Annotated in this window: 26 protein-coding genes and 1 pseudogene; 22 read left to right on the forward strand and 5 right to left on the reverse strand. The window is 47.2% G+C overall.

Annotated elements, in window-relative coordinates:
* Positions 1-7: 7 nt before the first annotated feature.
* The 8 genes from ACDJ59_RS01370 (at position 8) to ACDJ59_RS01405 (ending at position 8,197) form a co-directional block, all read left to right on the forward strand.
* The gene (locus ACDJ59_RS01370) at positions 8-1,147 is read left to right on the forward strand and encodes a glycosyltransferase (protein WP_413407379.1); all 1,140 of its coding nucleotides are present in this window, start codon (positions 8-10) and stop codon (positions 1,145-1,147) included.
* 66 nt (positions 1,148-1,213) lie between these two features.
* Positions 1,214-2,839 (forward strand): glycosyltransferase family 4 protein, encoded by a 1,626-nt coding sequence (locus tag ACDJ59_RS01375; RefSeq protein ID WP_413407380.1) that lies wholly within the window; start codon positions 1,214-1,216, stop codon positions 2,837-2,839.
* A gap of 14 nt (positions 2,840-2,853) precedes the next feature.
* Positions 2,854-3,945 (forward strand): non-hydrolyzing UDP-N-acetylglucosamine 2-epimerase, encoded by a 1,092-nt coding sequence (gene wecB / locus ACDJ59_RS01380; protein WP_076329077.1) that lies wholly within the window; start codon positions 2,854-2,856, stop codon positions 3,943-3,945.
* Positions 3,938-4,924 (forward strand): polysaccharide biosynthesis protein, encoded by a 987-nt coding sequence (locus ACDJ59_RS01385; RefSeq protein WP_413407382.1) that lies wholly within the window; start codon positions 3,938-3,940, stop codon positions 4,922-4,924. Before wecB ends, ACDJ59_RS01385 begins: the two co-directional genes overlap by 8 nt.
* Positions 4,921-5,748, forward strand: a complete 828-nt coding sequence (locus tag ACDJ59_RS01390) for a dTDP-4-dehydrorhamnose reductase family protein (RefSeq protein ID WP_413407383.1) — start codon at positions 4,921-4,923, stop codon at positions 5,746-5,748. Before ACDJ59_RS01385 ends, ACDJ59_RS01390 begins: the two co-directional genes overlap by 4 nt.
* Positions 5,730-6,671 carry an NAD-dependent epimerase/dehydratase family protein gene (locus ACDJ59_RS01395; RefSeq protein WP_413407384.1) on the forward strand — a complete coding sequence of 314 codons (942 nt, stop codon included), beginning with the start codon at positions 5,730-5,732 and terminating at the stop codon, positions 6,669-6,671. Before ACDJ59_RS01390 ends, ACDJ59_RS01395 begins: the two co-directional genes overlap by 19 nt.
* Positions 6,668-7,384 (forward strand): glycosyltransferase, encoded by a 717-nt coding sequence (locus ACDJ59_RS01400; RefSeq protein WP_413407385.1) that lies wholly within the window; start codon positions 6,668-6,670, stop codon positions 7,382-7,384. Before ACDJ59_RS01395 ends, ACDJ59_RS01400 begins: the two co-directional genes overlap by 4 nt.
* A gap of 96 nt (positions 7,385-7,480) precedes the next feature.
* A complete protein-coding gene (locus tag ACDJ59_RS01405; RefSeq protein ID WP_413407386.1) occupies positions 7,481-8,197 on the forward strand; it encodes a glycosyltransferase in 717 nt (238 codons plus the stop codon).
* Between the two features lie 567 nt (positions 8,198-8,764).
* Here ACDJ59_RS01405 and ACDJ59_RS01410 read toward each other — a convergent pair.
* On the reverse strand, positions 8,765-8,935 hold the full coding sequence (locus ACDJ59_RS01410) for a hypothetical protein (RefSeq protein WP_167483784.1): 171 nt from the start codon (positions 8,933-8,935) through the stop codon (positions 8,765-8,767).
* Entirely contained in the window at positions 8,932-10,170 is a 1,239-nt protein-coding gene (locus ACDJ59_RS01415) for a glycosyltransferase family 4 protein (RefSeq protein WP_413407387.1), read from the reverse strand. Before ACDJ59_RS01415 ends, ACDJ59_RS01410 begins: the two co-directional genes overlap by 4 nt.
* 186 nt (positions 10,171-10,356) lie before the next feature.
* On the opposite strand from ACDJ59_RS01415, the gene ACDJ59_RS01420 reads away from it, so the two are divergent.
* Positions 10,357-10,716, forward strand: coding sequence for a hypothetical protein (locus ACDJ59_RS01420; RefSeq protein WP_413407388.1), 360 nt, complete (start codon positions 10,357-10,359; stop codon positions 10,714-10,716).
* Between the two features lie 218 nt (positions 10,717-10,934).
* Entirely contained in the window at positions 10,935-12,464 is a 1,530-nt protein-coding gene (locus ACDJ59_RS01425) for a DHA2 family efflux MFS transporter permease subunit (RefSeq protein WP_235193922.1), read from the forward strand.
* Between the two features lie 64 nt (positions 12,465-12,528).
* Here ACDJ59_RS01425 and ACDJ59_RS01430 read toward each other — a convergent pair whose 3' ends face one another.
* On the reverse strand, positions 12,529-13,611 hold the full coding sequence (locus tag ACDJ59_RS01430; protein WP_413407389.1) for a glycosyltransferase family 4 protein: 1,083 nt from the start codon (positions 13,609-13,611) through the stop codon (positions 12,529-12,531).
* 236 nt (positions 13,612-13,847) lie between these two features.
* Between ACDJ59_RS01430 and ACDJ59_RS01435 the strand changes: the two genes are divergently transcribed.
* The 5 genes from ACDJ59_RS01435 to ACDJ59_RS01455 all read left to right on the forward strand — a co-directional run bounded on the left by ACDJ59_RS01435 (position 13,848) and on the right by ACDJ59_RS01455 (position 19,369).
* Complete coding sequence (locus tag ACDJ59_RS01435; RefSeq protein WP_413409687.1) at positions 13,848-14,981, forward strand: ABC transporter ATP-binding protein; 1,134 nt, start codon at positions 13,848-13,850, stop codon at positions 14,979-14,981.
* Positions 14,978-15,694 (forward strand): ABC transporter permease subunit, encoded by a 717-nt coding sequence (locus ACDJ59_RS01440; RefSeq protein ID WP_413407390.1) that lies wholly within the window; start codon positions 14,978-14,980, stop codon positions 15,692-15,694. Before ACDJ59_RS01435 ends, ACDJ59_RS01440 begins: the two co-directional genes overlap by 4 nt.
* Positions 15,695-15,698: 4 nt before the next feature.
* On the forward strand, positions 15,699-17,093 hold the full coding sequence (locus ACDJ59_RS01445) for a GldG family protein (RefSeq protein WP_413407391.1): 1,395 nt from the start codon (positions 15,699-15,701) through the stop codon (positions 17,091-17,093).
* Positions 17,090-18,106 carry a DUF4340 domain-containing protein gene (locus ACDJ59_RS01450; protein ID WP_413407392.1) on the forward strand — a complete coding sequence of 339 codons (1,017 nt, stop codon included), beginning with the start codon at positions 17,090-17,092 and terminating at the stop codon, positions 18,104-18,106. Before ACDJ59_RS01445 ends, ACDJ59_RS01450 begins: the two co-directional genes overlap by 4 nt.
* Before the next feature lie 273 nt (positions 18,107-18,379).
* Positions 18,380-19,369: a YhcN/YlaJ family sporulation lipoprotein gene (locus tag ACDJ59_RS01455; protein WP_413407393.1), complete on the forward strand. Its 990-nt coding sequence runs from the start codon at positions 18,380-18,382 to the stop codon at positions 19,367-19,369.
* A gap of 46 nt (positions 19,370-19,415) precedes the next feature.
* On the opposite strand, the gene ACDJ59_RS01460 is transcribed toward ACDJ59_RS01455, so the two are convergent.
* The gene (locus ACDJ59_RS01460) at positions 19,416-19,601 is read right to left on the reverse strand and encodes a hypothetical protein (protein WP_413407394.1); all 186 of its coding nucleotides are present in this window, start codon (positions 19,599-19,601) and stop codon (positions 19,416-19,418) included.
* Positions 19,602-19,829: 228 nt separating this feature from the next.
* On the opposite strand from ACDJ59_RS01460, the gene ACDJ59_RS01465 reads away from it, so the two are divergent.
* From ACDJ59_RS01465 to ACDJ59_RS01480, 4 genes and pseudogenes are all read left to right on the forward strand, one after another.
* Positions 19,830-20,438: a type IV toxin-antitoxin system AbiEi family antitoxin domain-containing protein gene (locus tag ACDJ59_RS01465; protein WP_211084609.1), complete on the forward strand. Its 609-nt coding sequence runs from the start codon at positions 19,830-19,832 to the stop codon at positions 20,436-20,438.
* Positions 20,438-21,358: pseudogene (locus tag ACDJ59_RS01470) on the forward strand (nucleotidyl transferase AbiEii/AbiGii toxin family protein). Before ACDJ59_RS01465 ends, ACDJ59_RS01470 begins: the two are co-directional and overlap by 1 nt.
* A gap of 172 nt (positions 21,359-21,530) precedes the next feature.
* A complete protein-coding gene (locus ACDJ59_RS01475) occupies positions 21,531-21,755 on the forward strand; it encodes a helix-turn-helix domain-containing protein (RefSeq protein WP_017692532.1) in 225 nt (74 codons plus the stop codon).
* Positions 21,756-22,214: 459 nt separating this feature from the next.
* Positions 22,215-22,763, forward strand: coding sequence for a DUF4303 domain-containing protein (locus ACDJ59_RS01480; protein WP_413407395.1), 549 nt, complete (start codon positions 22,215-22,217; stop codon positions 22,761-22,763).
* 140 nt (positions 22,764-22,903) lie between these two features.
* Here ACDJ59_RS01480 and ACDJ59_RS01485 read toward each other — a convergent pair whose 3' ends face one another.
* Positions 22,904-23,251, reverse strand: a complete 348-nt coding sequence (locus ACDJ59_RS01485; protein WP_413407396.1) for a hypothetical protein — start codon at positions 23,249-23,251, stop codon at positions 22,904-22,906.
* 223 nt (positions 23,252-23,474) lie between these two features.
* Between ACDJ59_RS01485 and ACDJ59_RS01490 the strand changes: the two genes are divergently transcribed.
* Genes ACDJ59_RS01490 through nagA form a run of 3 tightly spaced genes read left to right on the forward strand, consistent with a single transcriptional unit; the run spans position 23,475 to position 26,293 of the window.
* Complete coding sequence (locus ACDJ59_RS01490; RefSeq protein ID WP_413407397.1) at positions 23,475-24,338, forward strand: MurR/RpiR family transcriptional regulator; 864 nt, start codon at positions 23,475-23,477, stop codon at positions 24,336-24,338.
* Between the two features lie 9 nt (positions 24,339-24,347).
* Positions 24,348-25,076 carry a glucosamine-6-phosphate deaminase gene (gene nagB, locus ACDJ59_RS01495; protein ID WP_076319846.1) on the forward strand — a complete coding sequence of 243 codons (729 nt, stop codon included), beginning with the start codon at positions 24,348-24,350 and terminating at the stop codon, positions 25,074-25,076.
* On the forward strand, positions 25,073-26,293 hold the full coding sequence (gene nagA, locus ACDJ59_RS01500; protein WP_413407398.1) for an N-acetylglucosamine-6-phosphate deacetylase: 1,221 nt from the start codon (positions 25,073-25,075) through the stop codon (positions 26,291-26,293). Before nagB ends, nagA begins: the two co-directional genes overlap by 4 nt.
* Positions 26,294-26,410 lie beyond the last annotated feature (117 nt).

Consider the following 26,410-nt stretch of genomic DNA (forward strand, 5'->3'; position numbering starts at 1 on the left):
TGGCGGTATGTCTCTCAAACACCGTAAAACCAAAAAGATTCATGCACCCGTACTGAGCCTGGCTGATCAAGCGCGCAAAAATGGGCAACATGCCGGATATGACGCAGGTAAGGAAGAAGGATATCTGCGTGGTCGCGCCAACTATATTGTGAATTGTGCACAGGAACCGTTGCCTTTCCGACAGCTTCACGTGCTGTATGTATCCTCGGGTAAAGGCTTCCCTTACTCCCCGTTGGATGAGGCCATCATGGCCACGCTACAGGGTATGGTAGCTCAAGTAACCCTCTCTGATCCGCGTCAACCGATTTCTGAAATTGCGCTACAGACGCGTCCTGATCTTGTGCTTGTGCTGGATGGAATGGATATCCCCATCGAGCATATCGATGCGATTCGCCAAGCGGGTATCCAGACGGCGATCTGGCTCACGGATGACCCGTACTATACAGATATGACGCTGGAAATTGTGACACATTTTGACCATGTCTTCACGTTGGAACTGAACTGTATCGATCTATATCGACAAATCGGATGCGCGTCCGTTCACTACCTCCCTTTTGCCGCATTCACTAATCATTACTTTCCGATTACAACTCCTTCCCCGTTAAAACGGGATGTCAGCTTTATCGGCTCGGCCTACTGGAACCGGGTATACTTCTTCAATCCGATCATGCCTCAGTTGATGTCACACAATACGGTATTTAACGGAATCTGGTGGGATCGCCTGCCTGACTATACTGCCTATGGCGAGAAGATTGAACTCGGTCGCTGGATGAGTCCGCCGGAGACCAATGATGTGTACAATGGCACCAAAATTGTCATCAACCTGCATCGATCCCACGAAGATGATTCCGTCAATAATAATCACCTCAAAATCCCGCCAGCCTCACCAAACCCGAGAACGTTTGAAATTGCCGCGTCCACGACGCTACAGCTGACCGACGCCCGAGATGACATTGCGCGTTTCTACAAACCGGGTGTGGAGATTGAGACATATTCCTCGCCGCAGGAGTTACTCGACAAAGTGGAATATTATCTTACTCATGAAAAGGAACGCCGTGAGATTGCACTTCGTGGACTCGAACGTACACTGAAAGACCACACGTATGGCAAAAGAATTAATGAAATGTTAACCATCATATTCCCTTAATTCTGGCCGGGAGGAGGTGTGCACAGTACCCTGTATCGGATAATCGTGTACAGGGTCCGTGCGGCCATGGCAACGAAACCAAAGATGATGTTATTTTCACATGTGTGCAATACTCGCAGCATCACAGGCGCCGAGAAGCTGCTGCTTCATTTTATGAGAGAGATCGGTACGATCTTTGAATGTGTGCTCGTAGCCCCTCAGGAGGGGAAGCTTGCGGGGCTTGCGCGAAGATTCGGCATTCAGGTCAAAATATGCACTCTGCCGATGCTTCACGGTGTGTACACACCTTACCTGGGCATTGCAGATGATGCGGAGCATCTTCGCCATACACCAGCGTATCAGGAAGCAGTCTCCCTAATACGGGAGACTGCTCCCGATATAGTATTAACGAACACCTGCGTTAATGTGATGCCGGCTGTAGCGGCAAAGTCCCTTCAGATTCCGATCATCTGGAAGATTACCGAGATTATTCATACAAATGAACATACAACCGAGGCGATCCAGATGATTGGCCGTTACGCGGATTGGATTATTGGTATATCCGAGACAGCGGTAGCCCCTTTCCAAGAAGCCGGCATGGGTGACAAAGTGACGATCATATCCCCAACTTGGGAACCCGCGCTACCAGCACCGGACCGCTGGGTTCATCTGCGCGAACGCAAGCGTAAGGAGCTCGGTTTCAAATCATCGCAGACCTGTATCGGTTATATTTCTTCATTTATATATGATGCCAAAGGGTTGAAACCTTTTGTAGATATGGCCTTGAGGATCTGTGAAACACATTCGCGCTGTCGCTTCTGGATCATCGGGGCACCGTCGGATAAAAAGTATTACGACGAGTGTGTATCACGGGTGAAAAAATCCGGGTATTCACGCCGGTTTACCTTCACCACATTTGAAGAGAACGTATCTCTGGCGTATACCGCGATGGATATCCTGGTCATCCCAAGCATGGTCAAAGAAGGATTTGGCATGACCGCACTGGAGGGTCTCTATTTTGCCAAACCGGTCATCGCTTTTGCTCAGGGTGGACTGAAGGAATTAATGGAATCCGTAGGCAGTGATGCATTTCTGGCCCCGCCGGGTGATACCGAAGCGCTTGTCACCTTGGCAACATCCTTGCTGAATGATGCAGAGCTAGCCTCGAATACGGGGTGGCGTAATCGGACAGAAGCGGAAAGGCTCTACGGCGTTGAAACCTACCGAACGAAACTGCATACGATGGTGACACAGTGGTTATTGCGTTTTCCCGGATGGTTTGCTTATATCCAACCTCCGAATGGACCTGTGTATACCCATGGGGAGGGAGGACTACGCACTGTACTGGTTCTGGAGCCGACTACGGTTCGGGCACTATTATTCCCACTGACCGTCATACAGGCGTTGCCACATTCCTCATTACCTCCAATCGCATTGGGTCACGATGCTCCTGTTGCCTCAGGTACTGTCCCGGCTGTAAAGCCGATTCAACAGAGGGGCAAAACGCGGAAACGTCGTCGCAAGCCACTTGCACCTCATTCACGCCGAGACCGTGAGGGGCTGAAACGTACTTCCGGAACTGGCAGACGTAAGGGGAGAACCCGTACAACGAAGGGACCGCGTCCGCATATGGGGAAATCGGCTAGTCGCAGACGCAAATCTGCCAAAGCGGGACGTAGCCGAGCAGGGCGCAAGGGTTCCAATACAAGATGAAGGCAGGGATTACGATGAAGATCATGACGGTGCTGGGTACGAGACCTGAGATCATACGGCTCAGCCTGATCATCTCCAAGCTGGACCAGTACGCGTCCAAACATATTCTGGTGCATACGGGACAGAACTTCACGGAAAGTCTCAGCGGTCTCTTTTTCAAGGAAATGGGCCTGCGCGCACCGGATTACGTTCTTCAGGATGAAGCGGCCACTCTGGGACGACAGCTATCCTCGATGTTTACGCAGATGGAAGATCTGATATTGCAGGAGAAGCCCGATAAATTGCTGCTGCTCGGCGATACCAATAGCGCATTATGTGCAATATTGGCTGAGCGCATGGGTGTTCCTGTTATTCATATGGAAGCAGGCAATCGTTGCTTCGACCTGGATGTGCCTGAGGAGAAAAATCGTAAGGTTATTGATGCCATCTCCACCGTTAATATGCCTTACACGGAACAGAGCAAGAAACATTTGGTTAGTGAAGGGGTACCAAGCAGGCGTATCGTGCTAACGGGCAATCCCATCTATGAAGTCATGCAGCACTACGACGCGCAAGTAAGTTCCAGCAAAATACTCAAAAAGCTCAAGCTGAAGTCCGGGCAATACTTCCTGGTTACTGCCCATCGAGCCGAGAATGTGGATCATGCCCCTCATTTGCTGGAGATTATGAAAGGACTGAACCAGGTCGCAGAGGAACACGGGTTGCGTGTGATCTGCAGTATTCATCCGCGTACAGCGATCCGGATTGCGGAGCATCTGCATCTGGAGATGAACCCGCTGGTGGAGTTTCACGAGCCGTTTGGATTCTTCGACTTTGTAATGCTTGAACGTCATGCACGCTGTGCACTTACGGATAGCGGTACCGTGCAGGAGGAGTGTTGCATTATGGGCGTGCCGACCGTAACGATGCGTCGAACTACCGAGCGGCCGGAAACGGTCGATTGCGGCAGCAATGTAGTCTCCGGTCTTGATGCCGCGCGCATCGCTGATTGCGTGAAAGTCATGACAAAGATGTCTAGCGACTGGGATTGCCCGCAAGGTTACAAAGCCACAGATGTATCCAGTAAAGTGGTTAAATTTCTGCTTGGAGGGAAAATGCATGTTTGAAAATAAGCGTATACTCGTGACTGGCGGTACGGGATCATGGGGTTATGAACTTGTGGCTCAACTACTGCCCCAGCAGCCCAGCGAAATTATTGTATATTCCCGGAACGAGTCCAGCCAAGTGGCTATGAGTCGTGAATTTGAAGACCCACGTCTTCATTTCCGGATTGGAGATATTCGTGACAAGGACGCCTTGACGGCGGCTTGCCAGCATGTGGACTATGTATTTCATCTGGCTGCGCTCAAGCATGTTCCGGTGTGTGAAGACCAACCGTACGAAGCACTCAAAACCAATGTGATTGGTACACAGAACGTAATTGAGGCCGCTATTGAGAACAAGGTGGAAAAAGTAATCTATATCTCGACTGACAAGGCTGCCAATCCTTCCAACTTCTATGGCATGACAAAAGCGATCGGCGAGAAATTAATTGTATATGCAAACTTGTTACACAGCGATACCAAGTTTGTTACGGTACGGGGTGGAAATGTACTGGGAACAAACGGCAGTGTGGTACATCTGTTCAAGAATCAGATCCGCCAGAAAGGGCAGGTCTCCATCACGGATATGAGTATGACTCGATTCTTTCTTACGCTGAAGGATGCAATTACCTTGCTGTTCAAAGCTTCGGTGGAAAGTGTCGGCGGAGAGATTTTTGTCATGACGATGCCTACCTGCAAAATCGTTGATCTCGCGGAAGTGCTGATTGAGGATTCCGGTGTGGAGAATGTGAGCATTGTGGAACGTGGCATTCGTCCAGGGGAGAAAATCCATGAAATATTGATGAGTGAATTCGAGAGCATGACCACCGTTGTCTACGATGAGCAGTACCTGGTAATTCTTCCTACCCTGGGCATACCGGGTCTGCGTGAACATTATACAAATTGTCCCCCGGTCTCCTTTAACAGCTTCAGTTCTGAACACCAACTCATGACCAAAGAGGAGATTCGTGAAATTCTGAAACGCGGAGGATTCTTGTCATGAAACTGCTGATACTTGGTGGAAACGGAATGGCCGGCCATATTTTGGTCGACTATTTCCGCCGTCAAGGTGTACACAGCGTCTTCTACACATCTCGGGATGTAACGGACCCCAATGGTCTGCTCCTGGATGTGAACGATAGCTTCATGGTTGATCGATTGGTAGAAGCTGTGCACCCGGATGTGATTATTAATGCTGTAGGTGTGTTGAACAACTTCGCAGATGAGGACAAAATTACTGCATATCATATTAACGGTTTCCTGCCACATCGTCTGCGGCGGGTTGCAGATACGATTGGTGCACGCCTGATTCATATCAGCACGGACTGTGTGTTCAGTGGGGAACGGGGAGCATACCGTGAAGATGATGTTACGGATGGGACTTCAGCTTACGCCATCACCAAAGCACTTGGCGAAGTTCAGGATGAAGGTCATCTGACGATCCGTACGTCCATCATTGGACCCGAGATTCGCCAGGGCGGCATTGGTCTGATGCAATGGTTTATGTCCAGCACAGGTGAAGTCGGGGGGTATACCCGCGTATTCTGGAACGGTGTGACCACACTTGAGCTGGCCAAATGGATAGACCATTACCTGGCCTCATCGGTTAGTGGTCTGATCCACTTAGCTCATCCTGCACCTGTCAGCAAGCATGACCTGCTTGTATTGTTCAAGCAGACCTGGGATAAGCAGGATGTGACGATTATGCGTGATGACAGTGTAGTGCAGGACCGTACGCTGGTGTCCACTCGCGAGGATGTGAAGACAGACCTGCCGGATTATTCTACAATGCTGAAGGAGTTGGCATTATGGATGGAGCAGAGCTGAGAGGCAAGAAAGTACTGATTACAGGCGCCTCCGGTTTTACCGGGCGACATGCCGTATCTTATTTTCGGGAAGCGGGTGCAGTGGTTGCAGCGGTAGTCCGGAGGCCGGATGTGTATTCATTCGGTAAAGGCGCACAAGTCCATGTCTGTGATCTGAACGATAAACAGCAAGTACGTCATCTGATCGGCGAGGTGCAGCCCGACTATGTGCTGCATCTCGCTGGCAAAAATTCAGTGCCTGATTCGTGGTCTGATCCGCTACTGGTCCTGGAGACCAATGTGATGGCCGTGCTGTATTTGCTGGATGCGCTTCGCAGTTGTCCGACAGCACGTACCGTTATTGTAGGATCGCGGTTAAAATATACGCCGGAACCTGGCCGGATTCCCCAGCCTCCGCATCCATACAGCCTCAGTAAAGCTCTGGAAGAGATGGTGTCCTTGTCGTGGATGTCGCTCTTCGGACAACAGATCATGCTGGCGGAGCCAGGCAATCTGATTGGTGCGGGTCCTTCCACAGGCATCTGTTCACTGCTTGTACGCCATGTTGTTGCCTGTGAGCAGGCGGGCAAAACCGAGGCATTCCGTCTGTCTGGCCGGGACAATACCCGTGACTTTCTGGATGTGCGGGATGCAGTAAGAGCGTATGCGACCCTCTTGATACACGGGTCCAGTGGTACAGTATACCCGGTGGTGTCTGGAGTCGAGCGCAGTCTTGGTGAAATTGCAGATCTGCTGTTGTCCATGACAGAAGCGGAAGTCCCTGTTCGCTGGGATGGGGCATCATCTGGTCCGGATGGTTCGGGGAAACAGGAGGAATTATCACTGCTGCGCAAGCTTGGCTGGCAGCCGCTGATTCCATTTGCCACATCACTTCAGGATATCCTGAGTGATGTTCGTGTCCAGCAAGGGAGGACGACAAGTTGAATCCGAGAGTATCCATTGTCATTCCATTCTATAACTGCCCTTATGTGCCTCAAGCGATTCAGAGTGCGCTGAACCAGACGTATCCCGATGTGGAAATCGTTGTTGTGAATGACGGTTCAACCCGGCATGCAGAGTTGCTTCAACCCTATCTTCCTTATATTCATGTGCTTGGCAAAAGCAATGGCGGGACGGCTTCGGCACTTAATCATGGCATCCGCCATGCCTCAGGTGATTATGTAGCCTGGCTCAGTTCGGATGATTATCTGTACCCGGATAAAATTCGTTATCAGCTGGAGTTTATGCAGCGTGAGAATGTGCTCGTCTCACATACCAACTTTCACTATATCAACGAGCATTCGGCAGTTACCAGAATGCATGGTGGGCCTGAACCGATGTCGGATATGGACTTACTACGACGGCTTGTTAACGGCAATCCGGTGAATGGCTGCACGGTCATGATTCGCAAGGATCTCTTTAGCGGAGTGGGGCTGTTCGATGAACTTCTTCCCTACACCCATGATCTGGATCTCTGGATGCGTATTGTACTGAACGGTCATCGGTTCCCATACCTGAATGAACCGCTTACTGCCTATCGGTGGCATGGGGCAATGGGATCGGTACGTCATGCGGATGTCATCGGCAGAGAGGCATCCATGGTATGGTCCAGATATCGGGAACCGCTGTTGCAGCGAATAGCCACGCTTGGCGGGTAGCGCAGGGAGGGCAGTTAAGAAAGCCAAAAGATGGCTGATTAACGCCCTCTTTGCGCAGCATTTTACCTAAGACAGTAAGAGGAGGGGAAGGCCCGAATGGAGCCAAAAGTATCGATCGTCATTCCTTTTTACAATTGTGCTTATATCGAGCAGGCTGTTCACAGTGCCCTTCACCAGACGTATCCGCATATCGAGGTCATCGTGGTGGATGATGGGTCAACCGAGCACGTGGAGAAGCTACAACCATTCATGGATTCCATCTGCTATATTCACAAAGAAAACGGTGGAACCGCGACAGCATTAAATGAGGGCATCAAACATGCAACAGGGGATTACTTTGTCTGGCTCAGTTCAGATGATGTGATGCTGCTGGATCGGGTGGAGAAACAACTGAAGTTTATGCGAGAGGTCAAGGCTTCATTCTGCCATGGTGCCTACCATTATGTGAATGAGAAGAGTGAATGGTTGGATACGGTGCATCCGGAAGTGGGAAGTCGTCTGGAGATGTTGCAGGTACTGCTGGAAGGTTGTCCGATCAACGGCTGTACTGTCATGTTAGAGATGGAAGCATTTGAGCGGTTTGGACTGTTCGACACTGATTTTCGCTACACCCATGACTATGAGATGTGGATGAGGCTGTTTCCAATGTATGAGCTGTTCTACTACAATGAACCTCTGATGTGCTACCGATTGCATGAATCGATGGGGACCAAACGCCATTTCAAGGCACTGGTTGCCGAGATGGAACAGGTTCAGGCGAAGCATCGGCCTATTCTGTTTAACTTGCTTCAGATTGGCGGGTACTGGAAGTAGATGGTTTTGGCAATGATGGCTGAATGGAATAGGTGTTAATTGGATAGGAGAGCACCCTTATGAAGCACTTTTTAAGTGTTATAAGTGGAAGCTCTTTCTTTGCTCTATGGACAGCCATGATTAATCTTCTGAATGATCTTTCTCAGGAAAATAAGGCCATTCGGTTCTCTATCCTTGCGCAGCGAAACGTTCAGTGATCTGAATATGTATTCCAAGTTGGCGACAGATTAAAACGATTTGGATTTCCATAGCTCCAAGCGCTAACGAACCTGCCACGTCTTATTAGGGCAATTACGATGAAAAATAAATCCTAACGAATCTCAGTCACGTTATTCCTTCGCAAAATGGGACTCGAACCTTTAATTCGACCACGATGGATGAAATAACGTCTCTGTGATTCGTTACATGTCAGACTTGTGTAAAATGGAGTGAATAGCGTGTTCTCGGTCCGTTAGAACACATTTGAAACGAGCAAGGGGTGTCCTCAGTCATTCATATGACAGATGGGACACCCCTTGTTTGATATATTTCGGCATGTTATATAAAGACGGCATATCATTGGACGACTCAATCTTTTGAATTCATGATCGCCATGGATGCAGGATCGGGAAATACATATCCTTTAGGCAGCTTCTTCATCAATTCATTCATTACAGCGTAATCGACGTCGATGTGAGGTGTGGAAACTGGAGTCGAAAACCAGCGATTGTACAGATCACTCGGTACAAGCAACGTCATGTCGTGAGACCTCCTCTGTAGATGGCTTCTTGGTAGACTTGAAATGTACGAAATCCCATCACTTCCAGTGAACGGTGTTGTTCAGCCCAGGCTTTCGCCGCCGCACCCACTGTTTTCCGGGTAACATTATCCTCAAGTAGTGCATCCAACAGTTCACGGAGCGAGTCGACATCCTGCGGAGGAACAACCCAACCCGTACGTCCAGGGTCAACCATCTCAGGCATGCCGGCTGTACCACTGACGATAACAGGTACACCCGCCAATTGCGCTTCGGTAACGGAGAACGGCTGGGTGTCCTGCAGACTGGGTTGGACATAGATATCTGCATGGCGCAGGAAGGAAGGAATATTGTCCAGCTTGCCCCAGAACACAACATCGGCTCCAATCCCCGTTGACGCGGCCTGTGACCGCAATTCATCGGTTAGATTGCCTTCTCCTGCGATCCAGCAGACCCAATCGGAACGTTTGTTTTTCAGACTGGCTAAGGCCTTGATTAACACATGAACGCCCTTGATGTATTCAAGTCGTCCGGTAAAGGCAATGACTTTCTTGCCCGCAGGTGGTCGCTGGCGGAACTTCACAGCTGCTGAGGCACGGTAGGCTGGGAGATCTACAGCATAGGGAATCTGTCTGAACTTTGATTCAGGAACGGCAAGCTCTGTAAGCGTACTCTTGATCCAGTGGCTTGACACGAGAATGAGCTCGGACTGTGCTGCACTTCGCTCTTCCAATGAGAGAAAATAACGTCCACGCTTGGATTGCAAATATGAAGGGAGAGTAAGCTGTGGGTTGGAATTTTGAGCATCGTAAAAGGCTTCGCGTGCAAGAGCGCCATGGTAGCTTGTAACCAGTGGGATGTTGCGGTTCAAGATGCGTTTTATTGCTACGGCAGCTACCGGATCTTGCGCATGAATAACATCATAGTGGTCCACCCCCAGATAAGCGGCCGCCATCTCGAAGGCATATCTATTCAGTTCATAATAAGCGAGAAGAGGATCGGCAGTGAATTGTGGCAGATCAGTCGGATTGAGTTTGGCTTGCAGCATGGGCCACACCTTATCCTTGGAGAAAGCGCGGTTCAGATTACGAACATATACTTCGTTATGGGCACCATTTGTGCCCATGATATCAACCTCTACACCAAGTGCGATTAACCTGTCGGCCAGTTGTTTAACATATGTCCATATGCCCCCCATATGTGTAAGCTCCCAATACGTAACGAGCAGAACTTTCATAGCTACCTCCTTGTCACGGCCTGCACCGGCCGAGCTTCTATCCTTTTATTCTATGAAAAAAGAGGACCGGAAGGTCGGGCATTTCCGTGTAATTGGTCGAAAATGGGTGAATGCAAATGGCAATGGACGAGAGGAAGCATATCCTATGTACAGGAAGGTTCATGTGCTCCGAAGGAGGGATCTACAGTGGCGGTATATTTACTTGAGATTCATGAGAATCTGTTACAGACATTTGCTCCCGTCAAGTACATGGATGTGGAGTTGGCCTATGTGGGCGGCGAGGAAGGGACGGATGTGTTTGTTGGTGGAGCCAGTATGCACGGAGAACTGTACCGACACCTTTTTCACCTAACGTCAAATTCGGGGGGAGCGGGCGGTAATCAGGTCATTCATAATTTGGATGTAACATCCGAGCCTTATGAACTGAGGGTCATCAGCAACAGTTCTTCCCCGAATCATCTGGTTATTCGAATATATTGCAGAAGTATTCACGGTCAGACATTGGGCATACTGTCAGAATATCAGATGATGAAGCTTGCAGATTGATATGGACATCATTGCATAGTCATGATTAACCAACGTATGGAGCAGGGAAGGTGCCTGTTCCATTTTTTTGTGGTGCATCCATAGTAGAATTGTCTGAAAAAATAGCTTGACAGCAAAGGTATTTTCATTAGAATTAGATCAGTATTAAACGAAAGTTTAAAACGACGATTTAAAACGATAGTTTGAAACTAGTCGTCAATATAGGCTGAGTGAGACGCATGGATAAGCCTGCGATCTACTGGCTGGAAAAGAGTGTGGAGAACGTGAAAGAACAAACAGCAGTACCCCAGGAGCCGGCAGAGTTTTCGCTTAAAGCCATTATACTGCCACTCCTGGCAATTATCGTCGGAATGATTATGGTTATTCTGGACAGCACGGTGGTGAACGTGGCCATTCCGAATCTGGTTCAATATTTTGAGACGGATCTTAAAACGATCCAATGGACGGTTACGGGTTACACCTTGGCTTTGTCTGCAGTTATTCCACTGGCAGGCTGGTTAACGGACCGTTTTGGTGCCAAAAGAGTATTCCTGTTCACCATTGCCATGTTTACCTTGGGTTCTGTGTTATGCTCGATCGCTCAATCACCTGAGCAATTAATCATTTACCGTATCATTCAAGGTCTTGGTGGAGGCATGGTTGCTCCTATTGGTATGGCGATGGTCTTTCGTTTGGCTCCTCCTGAGCGAAGAGGTTCCATCATGGGGATGCTGGGAATTCCGATGCTGCTTGCCCCTGCATTGGGTCCGGTGTTGTCCGGGTGGTTTATTGAATCACTGAGCTGGCACTGGATCTTCCTGATTAACCTGCCCATTGGTATCGCAGCTTTCATTCTATGTATCAAGTTTTTGCCGGATACAGATCGTGGACGCACACCTGCACTGGATCTGCTTGGCATGATTCTGGCGCCAATTGCGTTCTCGATGCTCGCTTACGGTGTGAGTGAGGGTGGAACGAGCTGGACATCTGCAACAACTTTGACAGGTGTCATTGTGGGTGGTGTAGCGCTCATTTTGTTCATTATTGTGGAGCTTCGTCATCAAAATCCATTGCTCGAACTCCGGGTATTCAAATCATCTGATTTCTCACGGGGAATTATTCTCGCATGGGTGTCACAAGTGGCGCTGTTCGGTGCGATGATCCTGATCCCGCTTTATTTGCAGCAGATCAAAGGATACACTGCACTGGAAACAGGATTGATTCTGCTGCCACAGGCATTGGCTTCCGGAGTGGGTATGCCGCTTGGTGGTCGATTGTTTGATAAAATCGGTGCTAGACCTCTTGCCTTCGTGGGTCTGGGTATTATCTCGGGAGCATTGTTTATTCTGTCCTCTATCACGGCAGAGACAGGTCTTGGCCTGATTATAACGGCTCTAGTCATGATGGGGCTGGGTATGGGCTTGTCCATGATGCCACTCAATACGCATGTATTAAATGCTGCACCGCGTAAGTTGGTTGGACGGGTGACACCGCTCACGGCGGCTGCACAGCAAGTGGTCGTGTCCTTTGCGGTTGCAGGGCTTACAGGCTTCCTTACTTCAAGAATCGCAGACAATACAACGAGTACAGAGCCGACCGCTATCGTTCATGGTTTGGTAGCTGGTTTCAATGATACGTTCTTCCTGGCCGCTTGTATTGCATTGTTCGGATGTTTGCTCAGTCTGATTCTGCGCAAACCTAAGCCGATGCCGGAAGAAGAACTTCAAAATGGCGACAAGCCTGATCCCGCGATGATGATGGGACACTAAGATTCTATAAAAACCATAATAGGCAGTTCAGAGAAATTTTGCTGAACTGCCTTTTTTGCTATGATCAATGGAAAATTCGCAGTGCTGTCATCATTTCACGGAAAGAAATGGCATATCGATCTGGTGAAAAAGACAAGCTCATATGCTGTCTGCCCTGAATGCGAATATACTCACGCAGTTTCTTGTTTTTCATGAGGTCCTTTGCTTCGGCTACAGCTGCCTTGACATCGCCAATCGGATAAAACTTTCCAGTCTTATTATGTGTGATAAATGAACGCACACCGTCCGAATCCGTACTGAGTACAGGGCAGCCACAAGAGATGGCTTCAGCGACGGCATAACCGAATCCTTCAAGCAGAGAAGTGGACAACATGATACCTCCTGAAGCCGCGATCATGGAATAGTAGGTAGGCATCTGAAAATGGGGAACATTGATAAAGATGCCAATCTTATCTTCAAGCCCGTATTCTGCCAGCATGTGCCGGAACATGACTTCATCTTCTGGATTAGCCAAAGTTGGATCGTGGAACAACCATAGTCTGGCTTTTGGATTTTTTTTGACGAGTTCACTCGATATGATTAAATATTCACGCCAGTTTTTGTTGTGTTCAAGTCGTCCTACCCAAGCCAGCACCGGATAGGGTGGGGTATCCACTAAGATTGGTGCGAAGGTGTCGGTATCCAGCATATTGGGAATAACAAACCGATGAAGCCAAGGACAGATATGAATGAACATATCCAGCAGGTGATCTGTGGGAGGTATAACGGCAGCATCACAATGAGCTTGAAGATAAGGGACACCCATCTGTATCGTTTCCAGAGCTTGATCGCGCGTTCCGAGTCCCTGCGCTTCAAAAATAATTCGCCCGGTATAACCAAGTCCTCTCAAGCGGCCGGGCATAGCGATGTCTGAAGTGGCAATGATGGCATCATAATGATGAGTATGAATGATATGATGGATATCCTCGTCACTGGACGCGGTGAAAATGGGTGTATCACTGTTGTTCTGCAATCCCGAGCCTGTACTGAGATACAATAGGTGCGCTTCAATGCCATGGCGTTTCAGAACAGCGGTGCGCAGTCGATTTAACGTATCCACGCCACCGCTCGGAACATAAAACGTGAATAATACTTTCAAACGATTCACCCTCTGACTTTTGGTCAGGAGCACATTCTCCTGTACTCTATGTTACGTTGGCTTTAAACGCAGGGTGTGGGTGTTGATCAGAATGTTCACATTTTGGACAAATATTTTTAAGCTGTCTTTTAAGTGTCATTAAGCTGAGGCTAGGATAGCTCACGTAAGATACAAGGAACTTCCCGTGTCTATCATCTATCCTAAACGATGGTGCACGGGTATTTTAACGGGAAAGGATGAATGATGTGCTCGAAGTGAAACAGGTCAGCAAAGTTTACGAAGGGCAACGTGGCGTACATCAACTGGATTTCACCATGGAACGTGGTGAAATTGTTGGCTTTCTCGGACCCAATGGTGCTGGAAAAACAACAACGATGCGTATGATTACGGGCTATGTGCATCCAACTGCGGGTTCCATTATGGTGGATGGGGTATCGGTGCATGAGCAGGGTCAGCGTGTTCGTTCCAAGATTGGGTATCTGCCTGAAACGCCGCCACTGTATCCGGATATGACGGTGCAGTCCTATCTTAAATTCGTAGCCAATTTGCGAGATGTCCCGGCACGTGAGGTTAAGCTGCGGGTCAGTGAGATGGTTAGCAGACTGGGACTTCAGGGTCGGGAAAGGCAAATGGTACGTGGGTTATCCAAAGGATACAAGCAACGCCTTGGACTGGCAGGAGCCATTATTCATAAGCCGGATCTGCTGGTTCTGGATGAGCCAACATCGGGCCTTGATCCAAATCAGATTATCGAGATCCGGGATTTAATCCGAGAATTGGGCGAGAACCATACGGTGCTGCTCAGTACGCATATTTTACCTGAAGTGAGCATGCTCTGTAATCGAATGTTGATCATCAATCAGGGACAGCTCGTGCTGGATGGTTCACCTCAGCATTTCGGATCAGCAATGGGGGATCAGTTCAAGGTGTCGATTGAAGTGAAGGCCACTGCGGAGCAATTACATAATGTGCTGACACCATGGGAGAAGGTGCGGAGTGAAGTCATTCAAGCGTCGGATGCGAATACCGCCAAAGATACTTCACTTAATTCAGATTCGGCGAATACGGTTAAAATGCTGCTTACTGGAGAAAACTCGGAAGATTTCCGGGAGGAGCTGTTCTACCTTTTGTCAGGTGCAGGATTACCGATACTGGAGATGAAGAAGGAGAACCTGAGTCTGGAGCAAATCTTCCTGAAGCTGACCACAACCGAGGCAACAGACACAGACGCAAATTCGGCAGATGTGGATAAGGTTGCTGGGGCAGAGATGGATCAGGACGTAACTTCGGACATCGACTCGTCGAGTACATCGGGAACATCAGTTAGTACAGCAGCCGATGCTTTGTCCCAAGCTCGCAAAGGGGAGGACTCCAAATGAGACGAATGATGGCGGTATGCAATAAAGAGCTGCAAGCTTATTTTCTGTCACCAACGTCCTATTTTGCTTTTGCTGTATATGTACTGATGACCAGTTTGCTGTTCTATTCAAGCTTTGTATATTACCAGCCGAGTATTGTCGATTATCGTCTCGTGTTGGGCGATACGTTGTCCATGCTGCTGTTTGTTGTGCCATTGTTAACGATGCGATTAGTGGCAGAGGAATTCAGACAGGGAACGGATGAATTGTTGCTGACTTCTCCGGCACGTGTAACAGAAATTATTTTTGGCAAATATCTTGCTTCTCTGGCCATTCTGGTCGTGCTCATCCTGTGCAGTCTGGTGTACCCATTCATCATGTCGTTCTACGGGACATTGGATATGACGACGGTATGGATGTCTGCGCTGGGGTTATTTTTCCTGGGCGGAAGCATGATGGCGATTGGACTGTTCGCTTCTACATTATCCCAGCATCAGATGGTGTCTGCGGTGGCTGGTTTTATTATTTTGCTCGTTTTGTGGATGCTTGATTCATTCGCAGGTAATACAGGTTCTGCTTTGCAGCAGTGGCTGGACCCGTTTGCACTGACTAACCGGTTCGACAGCTTCATGAAAGGTGTGCTTAGTGGGCCGGATATCTTGTATTATGTCACCCTTTCAAGTGTGTTTCTGCTGTTAAGCATTCAAATTGTGGAACGGAAGCGGTGGAGGTGAGAAGATGAAAAAATGGTTAAGTCATACCAACAGTACCGTGCTGTCCGTAGCGGTGATTGGCATCTTTATTTTGCTAACACTGTTCCTGAATTCACTTGGCGGCTTCCAGCTGGATCTTACCTCGAACAAACAATACACGTTATCTGACCAGTCCCTTACTGCGATCAAAAATTTGAAGGATGACGTCAACATTCTGGTGTTAACGGTCGAAAATGCCAACAACACCGTCCTGAACCGTGAGGTTACGGATATGGTCGAGGAATACACGAAACGTAACAGCAAGTTGAAAATAAAACAGTATAATCTGACGCAGGAACCTGCGCTTGCATCCAAATACGGCATAACAGGCAGCTCCATTGTGCTGGAACAGGGAGATCAACACAAAGTGATTGATATCGCCAGTCTGTTCACCGCGACAGGTGACGGCAGTGACGGATCATATCAGTTCACAGGTGAGGAAAAACTTACGCAGGCGCTCATGAATATGTCATCCACGGAGATGCATAAAATGGTCTTTTTGACCGGACATGAAGAGCTGAGTCTCGCTCAGATGACTACGCTGCAATCCTCCTTGGAACAAAATAATGTGCAGACGGAAGAATTACAGCTGAATCAAGCCGGAAAGGTTCCCGAAGATGCAGATGTGCTGGCGATTATTGGCCCACAACGTGATCTCAGTGATACGGAAATGAAAGCCATTCGCACTTATCTGAGTAATGGAGGCAAGCTGTTATTATCCCTCGGATTTGTAGAAGATATGAAATCCAGTTGGAAAAACATCGATGCTCTGATGGCTGATTATGGGGTCGTTGATGAGCATGCAGTCATGGTGGATAATCAGCAAGCCAGTACGATGGGGCCACTCTGGGTGGTGCCGGAGTATGGTACACATGCAATTACGGACAAACTCGCTGCGAGCCAATTGTATCCGATGTTGTCGCTGTCGATTGCGTTGACCAGCAAAGAACAGGATAAATATACCCTTTCACCGTTAATTCATTCTTCGAATGACAGTTATGGGGAGACAAATATCGGCGGTTTATTGCAGAATGAAACAACCAATGATGCCGAAGAGGACATTCAGGGACCCGTTGAATTAGGGTATGCAGCCGATACGACGGATGGTAAACCGAAGGCGGTTATTCTGGGTTCATCCATTTTCATGCAGGATTCGGAAATTGCAAATGGCGGCAATCGGGACTTTATTTTGAATACGGTAAACTATTTGAGTGAGAAAGAAAATGGATTGACGATTCGCCCACGGGTACAAGCCGGTTATGAGATGGCATACCTGAATGGCGAACAAGCCAGAACGATTTTCTTCGTGGCTATTGTAGCATTCCCACTCATCTTTGTTATCATTGGTGTACTCTTATGGTGGAGGCGCAGACGAGTATGAGAAAATGGGTTCCAACGATTCTGGTGGTCATCGTACTAATTGTGGGCTGGGCGTATGCGGCCAGTCAAAATTATTTTCGGGAAGAAGAAGCGGTGCAAGCCAAGTTGCTCGGTATTCAATCCGGGGATATCCAATCCATTACAATACATGACACAACGGAGGCGACATCCGATGCAGCAGCAACTTCGACCCTGACGCTTGAAAATGGCGTATGGCAGATGATTGAGCCAAAAGCCTATCCTCTGAACGGTTACAGTGTTAGCAGTTGGCTGGATGCGCTGAGTGGTGCGAATCAGGAACTGGTGGTGGAAGAAGCGCCGACGGATCTGGATAAGTACGGGTTAGGAACAGATGCCACACGTATGGATATCAAACTCAAAGATAATCGGGAGATCAAACTGACTATTGGTGGCCAGCTTCCAGCAGATGATGCACGTTATGTGCGTGTTGATTCGGGCCCTGTGGTTGCTGTGCAGACAGAGGCGATTACCAGCATAGCTTTGTCTCGTCGTGATTTGTTGGACACTACACCTTTTAATATGAATGAGACAAATGTTGGGTCTCTGGAGTGGGAGGGTGAAGCAGCTACCTGGATGTTAACATCGACATCGGAGAACGGTGTTGCAGAGCAGACCTGGACACTGAATGGAAAAACGATTGAAGCCACAGACGCCGTATCTCTTATCGGCAAAATCAAAAACTTGTCGACAGCAGATGATGTGCGCAAAGCGTCCGAGCTGAAGGGTACTGTTCCCCGATTCACCTTGTCTGTTGAACAGACGGTCAGTGGGCAACAAGTTCGAGATGTGTACCGGGGACTTACGGTGCCATCCGAACCGGATCAGATCTGGGTCATTACGCCGGATGGTCAATGGGCATATGGCATGGATGCGACAAGTCTAACGGAAACAGAGAAATTCCCGGATACAATTAAAGCATCCGCAACTTCGTCGGAAGAATCATCGAGTTCTGCAAATGACGAAACGACTTCCTCATCAACAGACGGGAAATGAGTGGGGGCGGAAGATATGTGATATTATTGTGTTGAGATGCAAATATTATTTCGAGGCAGTGCTGCGAACAAGAACAAGCAGCACTGTTTTTTGTTTTATATAGCGAAGAATCTCACTTTCCACAGATCAAAACCCAAAGACCAATAAGCAAAGACCAAAACCAGAATACCTGAATCTACAGGGTAAGATACCATATCCTTTCAGCATATCGGTACGTACAGAAGCGCATCCTATCTTTGTGACCAAAACCAACAAACATTGGAGGATGAGTACATGCCAGCAGTCAAAAAGGCAACAGCTATTACGTTATCATTATCTACTGCAATCTTTGTAATGGCCGGTTTGACAGGATGTGGCACGAATCGGGACACCAACAATATGCATACGCAAAGTGTTCGTCAGCAAGCCAACGGCATTAACCGTTATGGTGTGGAAACAAATGGCATGGATGGCATCCGGGCGAAAAGTTATCGCATGCACAATGTTACTGACCTGAAATCCAGTGAAGAGCTGGCAAAACGCATCACGGAGTTGAAGGAAGTTAAATCCGCCCGTGTCATGTTAACCGATCGTAATGCTTATGTCGCGGTTCGTTTGGCAGATGGTCATGCAGGCAAGTTGGAAAGCAAGTCCAATGGTCGTACGAGCATGCTGAATGGAACGATGCGTAATCATGCCAGTGATACCATGCGTGGGGGCAACATGAATCACGATATGGGTGGTATGCGTGTGAATGGCGGTACGGGCACAATGTCTCCGTACAGCACTAGCGGGATTGCTCCAGGACTGAACACAAATTCGGCAACGGATCGCAGCCATATGGGGAATGACCGCAGCATCTATGGAACCATGGGCACAGGCGCCGTTGGTATGATGCGTGGTCTGACAAACAGCGGCAAAGCACGTGGGACGGACGATGGGCATTATGGTATGAAAAGTGAAGGACAACGTGTAGATAGCACGGACGATAACACATCAGCTGAGATTAAGGGTAAGATTTCAGCCAAAATCAAACAGTTTGCACCAAACATCGAGAATGTATATGTATCAGCCAATCCAGACTTTGTGGAGCATGTCGAGAACTATGCCACAGATATTCGTAACGGTAAGCCCGTTAGTGGCATGATCGATACGTTCCAATCGATGGTGGAGCGCATTTTCCCAACGAACGGAACAGATACGAATCATCGCGATGACATCCTTGATGATGGCCTGATGAACCGTAATCACAACGGTGGTGTCATGAACCGAATGAATCGGTAGTTTTTCAAGACAGATGAACAAGTGTGCCTTTGCGCGGATGGCAACATCAGGTGCAGGGGCATGTTTGTTTTAAATGATCTCTAATACATAATGTGTCTACATGTTCTGTTAGATATGTTGCTAACTTCCTCATTCCAGAAATTCCAGCATCTGCAGAGGTGCCACTTCCAACTACAAGCACAGCATTTATTTTGAATGTTTCTTCAATTAATCTAGAATATTTGTCTTCCATATAGACTAACAAAATGAAGTACCATCTAATATTCTTGCGCTCCTAAAAAGGATTATGTTCTGCTTTTACGTCTAAGTGCAGAGTTTTTAGTGAATAATAAAGGGAAATGAAATTAGGGTATGGAATAGTTATGGATTAGAATGAATTTGGAAAGAAAATTCTGAACAGATCAAGATAAAGAAAGAAATGCACGCCCTTTTTCTTTCAAATGTGAATGGTGGTGAGTGTATGAACGAGAAAATTGTAGTTGCTGCAATGCGAGTATTTGAAGAACAGCATGGTTTTGCTCGAACAAAAGATTTTATAGAAGCAGGCGTATCTCCTTACTACATAAAAAAGCTGGAGTCCGCTGGTGAAATTGAACGGGTAAAGCAGGGGATTTACCGACAGTCTGGTCAATTTAATGAACCGCCCAATGAAATGGTTGAGGTATCCAAACTTGTTCCCAAAGGGGTTATATGTCTTCTCTCTGCGCTCTCCTTCTATGAACTGACAACTTACAATCCATGGGAATATCAGATTGCTATTCATCGTGGCGGTAAAAAGCCCAAGCTTCCAGACTATCCTCCTATTAAAGTAATCTATTTGGCAGATGTTCAATACAAAATTGGAATTGATGAAGTCTGTATCGATGGCTCGGCAGTTAAAATTTATGATCGTGAGAAAACAATTTGTGATATGGTGAGGTATCGTGAGAAGATTGGAATTGATTTGATGAAGGAAGGGCTGAGGAATTACCTTCAATCCCCCTACAAGAATATAACAAGGCTTGTCTCCTACGCTGATAAGCTACGAATTCGAACGGTTTTGCAAAAGTATCTGGAGGTGCTGATCTGATGAGTGAAATTAAAAATATCCCCGCCTCTGTTTCTGAACGTTTGAAAAATATAGCAAAAAAATCAGGAAAAGCATTTGATACCTTGCTGTTGCTTTATTTTCAGGAGCGATTCTTATATCGTTTATCCATTTCTGAGTACAGGGATAAATTCATTTTAAAGGGCGGGTTGTTTCTGTTCTCACAAACTCGATTCAAGGCACGTCCAACCAAAGACGTTGTTTTTCTCGCCAGACAGATTGCTAATGAACTGGATTTATTAAGAGAGTTGTTTGTCTCCATTTGCTCAATAGCTGTTCCCACGGATGGTATTGTATTTCAGTTGGATGAACTGACAACGGAGAGAATTAAAGAAGATGCTGATTATGAGGGCGTAAGAATTAAAGTGACTGCTCTTTAAGGGCGGATGAGAAAAAGTTTGCAGTTTGATATCGGATTTGGCGATGTGGTGGTCCCCAAGCCGCAGCTCATTGAATATCCTGTTCTACTTGATATGGCAGCACCACAAGTGCAAGCCTACTCGAAGGAATCCGTCATTTCAGAAAAATTTGAAGCCATGATTACATTATCTGTAATGAATAGTCGAATGAAGGATTTTTATGATATTTATACGCTGTTAACAACGAACAACTTTGATGGCCGAATTCTTTACGAGGCAGTGTCCGAAACCTTCCAACAACGTGGCACAATATTTGAAAAAGAGCATCCTCTGTTTCATGAAGAATTTGCTGGAAATGAAGGTCGGACAAAACAGTGGCAGGCTTTTCTGCGTCGTTTAGGGGTTGAAGAGCAACTTGCATTTCAGGATGTGATGGATGCTCTTGTTTCTTTTCTTGAACCTGTTTATCATTCAATAATTGATGAGAAAGAGTTTTTTAGGTGCTGGAGTTATACCGAAAGGGCTTGGAATAACAATAACTGATTAATACATAAGTTTATGAACGATGCACCAACTATTTTAGAGCGATGTATGCAAATTACTGCCCATTTTTCTTATAAAACTGAACCAACGCCCTTGACCTTACATAAGATGAGTTGACTGTATCCCCTTAACCTTGTTACACCAACACAACCCGAGCAAGGAGGGGTGAACATTGAAGGGTATCGATCATAAAAGCAAATTTTTGTTGACCCACCGTGAACGCGAAGTATTCGAATTACTGGTTCAAGACAAAACAACGCGTGACATCGCAGGGCAGTTATTCATCAGCGAGAAAACGGTGCGTAACCATATTTCGAATGTGATGCAGAAACTCAATGTTAAGGGTCGTTCGCAGGCAGTTGTCGAGCTGATTAAGCTTGGAGAACTGAAGATTTAGTTGCGAATTACAGTTAGGATTAAGTAGCAGCATGAAAGCCTTTCTCTATTCTTTGTCATGAAGAATGGGGCAAGGCTTTTTTGCTGCTATGGACCATGAAATGAGGGAGTTAACAATAAATTGAGGGAAGATCCGAAACGTAGCATCGCTTGTTTTCATTATTTTAGTAGACCATAATGATTACATATATGAAACAGATAAGGCAGTAGAATTAAAACAATGGTTTGAACGGACAAGATGGATTCTTAAAACACAATTCCATCAGTTAAACTACATATTTATACTAGAACGTGGAGGACAGAAATGACCTGAAGAAGCGGAGCGTTCGCCTTTATCCCCAGATATTCACCTTATAAAAAATGATTCAAAAAATCTGGTGATAACAGTGATCGAAAGGTTATTCTGTCAGCGAAGTGGCAAGTGTAACTATTCGGTATTTCAACTTATAATAATGAAAGGATGAGCTTAGTGGACCGCTTTTTAAATGAATTTGAAAACCAATTTCGAGCGGCTTTTCTAACCGTTCTGGAACAAACGATGGTTAAAGTAGAGCATGAGAAAGTATATGCTTGTGCATTTGGAACAGACAGTGATTGGGTAACGCTGTTCATGGCGGTAAATACAGAGGAGTCATTGAGCAAACATATTACCAATATGAAGGAACAGGGGTTGTGCGACAGCGAGCAGGACGAGATCTATTACAGATGGGGCTGCTCCGAATATCAATATGGCGAGGATACGCACTTTAACCATATCAGCCGATTGTTGTATGCAACAGAAGAAGTTCAGGAGTATAAAGAGGAGATCATTCGAATCATCGCCAAAGTTGTAAATGAGACAGCAGATGATGTTTTTGCCCGGTATGGACAAGCAAAAGCAGACATTACGTTCTTCGTTTCTCTAACAGATGACGATCTGGCGGAGGAGATTGAAAATCAATCGGTTAATCAAATGACTGTCCTCAGCTTAGCTAGTAAGTTCTTAAAACGATATGATGGCATCAACTAGAACGAGTTAACTTGAGTCAAATTGAATCAAAATGAATTGAATCGTAGTACCGCGAAAGTCTTTCCTATTCTTTCATTCAAAGAAGGGAAGAGGCTTTTTTGTTTTAGCGTGAAAAAATGAAACAATCGAATCCATATTACTTATAGATTCCTATTCGTTTGAATGAACATCCTCCATCTTTTCTTCGATAAAGACTGATAAAAGAGCTGCTCTAGCTGCTCAAACTGTACTTCGTTCAGATGAAGATGGAGTGCTCTTTTCGCAATTTTGGCGGCAGGCTGGGAAAACGATTTCCGGCCTCCGGCTTTTCGTTTGATCGGAATATGAAATTGCAGCAGGTCTTCGAGCTGATTCCAGCCTTCCCAACTCAATCGACCTCCACGTTTCCAGTCAATAGCATAGAGGGCATAATAGGCATGTGCTTCTGTTTGTTTGGTAGCAATAATCCAGGTGAAAGGAATGAACTTTTTCCGTTGTCTTCGATTCATTGAATTGCTCCTTCTCTTTACGATCATATCTCGATTCTCAATATAAAGGACATCCACTATGTATATCAAGCAGGTGAGGGCTATACACGCTCAGCATCATTGCAAAAGTCATGTTAAATTCCTCTTGATTTGCATCATCGTCTTGATTAAAATGAAGTTATAAAAATAATTTTCTTAATTTGTTAAAAATAAATAAAAATAATTTTCATAAAGTGAGGTCCTCATGGCAGCCATTTTACGTGCGTTGCAGCAAGAACTGAATAACCTTCCGTCTCAGGAGCGACGTATCGCCGAAGTCATTATGCAATCTCCATCGGACATTCCCGGCTGGACGATTAGTCATCTGGCAGAGCAGAGTGGCACAAGTGCGGCGACGGTAACCCGCTTTTGCAAGTCGTTTCATTTTAAAGGTTTCCCCGATTTCAAAATGAAACTCGCCGCAGAATTGTCCCGCGCATCTGATGAAACGGCGTATCAGGATATTGTAGCGGGCAATCCACTATCCAAAATTGTTGAAGCTATCGAAGCTAACCACCTCGCGTCTATTGCAGATACCACTCGTTTGCTGGATTTGGGCAGATTGGAGCAAGCCGTTCAATTATTGTGCCAGGCTCGCCGCATCGATCTGTACGGTGTGGCAACCTCGTCGATTGTTACACAGGATTTCTATCAGAAACTGGTGCGGATCGGCAAAAGCTGTACGGCTCTCTCCGACTCACACATGCAGATTACATCCGCATCTTCGCTCGCAGAGGGAGATGTGGCGATGGCCGTATCCTATTCAGGCGAAACACCAGAGACCATCGATGCCCTGCATTGTGCCAAACAGGCCGGAGCTTCTACGATTTCACTGACTTCCTATGGTAGTAACAAGCTTGCAACTGTATCCGATATCCCACTATTTACGTCCTCTCTGGAAGAAGGCATGAGGCGTGGAGATATGGCTTCACGTATTGCGCTGCTGCATGTGATCGATATTTTGTTCACAGGTATGGTAAGTGCCGACTTTGACCGTTTTATCCCTAGACTGGAACAATCCTATCATAATGTGCAATCTTATCGAGTCCAACACAACGGAGGTGCCTGACAGATGAAGATGAATATACGCATTTTTGAAAATGAAGAAGATTTAAACGCCACGGGTGCTGGCCTCATTGCCAGCTTGTTGCAGACCAAACCACGGGCTGTATTGGGGCTTGCGACAGGAAGTTCTCCTGTAGGCATATATAAACAGCTTATCACGTTATATCAGAAGGGGCTTGTCAGCTTCTCACAGGCTTCTTCTTTTAATCTCGATGAGTATGTCGGACTTCCAACAGAACATCGTGAAAGTTACCGCAGTTTCATGAATGAACAATTATTCAATCATATCGATGTAGATATTGCTAGAACGCAAGTGCCTGATGGTCAGGCTGCCGATCTGGAACAGGAATGTAATTCCTATGAACAACGGCTGGACGATCGTGGACCGGTAGATCTTCAACTGCTGGGCATCGGACATAATGGTCATATTGGCTTCAATGAACCAGGAACTGAACTTACAGGACGAACACATGTCGTGGATTTGAAAGAAGAGACGCGAAAGGCAAACGCACGCTTCTTTGACAGCATTGATGAAGTTCCGGCTCAGGCGATTACAATGGGTGTTGGTACCATTTTGAAAGCCAAACAGATTCTGCTCATTGCCCGTGGAGAGGAAAAAGCCGAGATTATCCGCGAAGCTTTTATGGGCCCAATCACAACGGCCTGTCCTGCATCGCTTTTACAATGTCATCCAAATGTGGTGGTACTGTTGGACCGTGCAGCAGGGAGGCTGGTGAGATGACCGGAGTAAATAGCCATGAACCTGGGGGCCAGCGTGATGAAAATATTTCTCTTCTTCGGGGCAAGCTTCTCCTTGCAGATGAAATATTGGAAGACGGTGTAATAGCCTGGAGGGATGGGAAAATCCATTATGCTGGGATACCGGAAGGTCTTCCTGAACAGATTCGGCGAGAGGCATTGCCGCTGTCTGTACCGGAACGTGGCCTCATTGTGCCTGGATTCATTGATATCCATGTGCATGGTGGGAACGGAGAAGACTTTATGGACGCAAGCCCGGAGGTGTTGGACAAGATCACTTCTTTCCATAGTACGCAGGGCACAACAGCGATGCTTGCGACTTCCATGACGGCTCCGAAAGAGCGACTGGATAGCGTACTTGCTGAAGTGGAACGCTACCGTTCCGGTGAAATGCCATATGCACAGCTTGAGGGCGTACATCTGGAGGGTCCATTTTTCAGTCCGAAATGGCCTGGTGCTCAAAATCCGGAACATATTATACTGCCTGATGTATCCTGGCTTGAGGCATGGGAGAAGCAATATCCTGGCCTGATCCGTCAAGTTACGCTGGCACCGGAACGTGAAGGCGCGCTGGAGGTCATCTCGTGGTTGCGTGAACAGCGGATTACAGCGGCACTCGGCCACACCGATGCGACCTATGAAGAGGTGGAGCGGGCAGTGGAAGCAGGACTGCACCATGCAGTACATACGTTCAATGCCATGACACCACTACATCACCGGTTACCCGGTGCTGCCGGAGCCGTGCTGAGTGATCCACGTATCAGTGCCGAGGTGATTGCCGATGGTATTCACGTACACCCTGCGGCGATCTCGATCCTCGCTCAGCTGAAGCAACATAACGATCAACTCGTGTTGATCACAGATGCCATGTCTGCAGCGGGACTGGATGATGGGGAATACAAGATCGGTGACCTGCCCGTAATCGTGAAGCATGGCGAGGCCAGACTGAAGGACGGCGGCGCACTGGCGGGAAGTACACTGACGATGATTCGCGGTTTCCGTTACCTGATACAGGAAGTGGGCCTGAGTCTGAACGCTGCATCAAGAGCAGCAAGTCTGACCCCGGCACGCCTGCTGGGCATTGATCACCGGACAGGTTCCCTGACTCAAGGAAAACAGGCAGATATCGTTTTGCTGAATGCGGAGCTGGATATTGAGGGTGTGTGGGTGAAGGGCAGACGGATTGGCGAGTCATATTAGATATAGAAAATTAGTATCGTGCTAATAACTCTCATTTGTGATGCATCGGTCTTCGGAGTTAAAACTTGGCTTTTATCTGTGGAGAGGCAACACCTTGCGCAATATGTTAAAATAGAT

The organism is Paenibacillus amylolyticus, assembly GCF_047302515.1.
Taxonomy (GTDB): domain Bacteria; phylum Bacillota; class Bacilli; order Paenibacillales; family Paenibacillaceae; genus Paenibacillus; species Paenibacillus amylolyticus_G.